Source organism: Microbacterium sp. bgisy207, assembly GCF_965345035.1.
Classification (GTDB): Bacteria; Actinomycetota; Actinomycetes; order Actinomycetales; family Microbacteriaceae; genus Microbacterium.
On sequence record NZ_CBDRMG010000037.1, the window covers coordinates 1 to 545 of the forward strand.

Genomic DNA, 545 nt, shown 5'->3' on the forward strand with positions numbered 1-545 from the left:
CTAGGGCGTGTTGATCAAGAAGGTGCGGGGTGGCCAGCCGCCGCGAGTTGCGCGGGAGAATGGGCGTGTGAAGATCCAGGTGCTGCATATCGAGGATTGCCCGAATTGGCAGGAGGCGGGCGATCGAGTACGGCTGGTGCTCGACTCGATCGGACGGGGCGATGTTCCGGTGGAGTTCGTGTTGATCCGCACCGAGGCTGAGGCGGTGAGCTCTGGTTTCGCGGGCTCGCCCACGATTCTTCTGGACGGTCAGGACTTGTTCCCGTCCCAGGGGAACACTGCCGACTTGGCGTGCAGGGTCTATCTGACCGAGCGCGGCTTTGCGGGTGCGCCGACGGTGGGACAGCTTGAGCGCACGCTGCAGGAGCGCGAAGCGCTCAGCGGAGATCGGTCTTGATCCAGATCAGCGCCGCGGCGAGGCTGACGGCGGCTCGGTAGTTGCGGGCGAGTTTGTCCGAGCGCATCGCGATGCCGCGCCACTGCTTGAGACGGTTGAAGCAGCGTTCTACGACGTTGCGTCCCTTGTAGCGTTCCTTCTGCTTGTC

2 protein-coding genes are annotated in these 545 nt (G+C 64.2%); one reads left to right on the top strand and one right to left on the bottom strand.

The features are described 5' to 3' along the window. The first annotated feature begins 67 nt into the window (after positions 1-67). On the top strand, positions 68-397 hold the full coding sequence (locus ACSGC5_RS14920) for a hypothetical protein (protein ID WP_026095586.1): 330 nt from the start codon (positions 68-70) through the stop codon (positions 395-397). Here the strand turns inward: ACSGC5_RS14920 and ACSGC5_RS14925 are convergent. Further along, positions 378-545 (bottom strand): transposase (locus tag ACSGC5_RS14925; protein ID WP_434971353.1); only part of this gene is annotated, 168 nt, incomplete at its 5' end. The two genes, ACSGC5_RS14920 and ACSGC5_RS14925, sit on opposite strands and share 20 nt — an antisense overlap.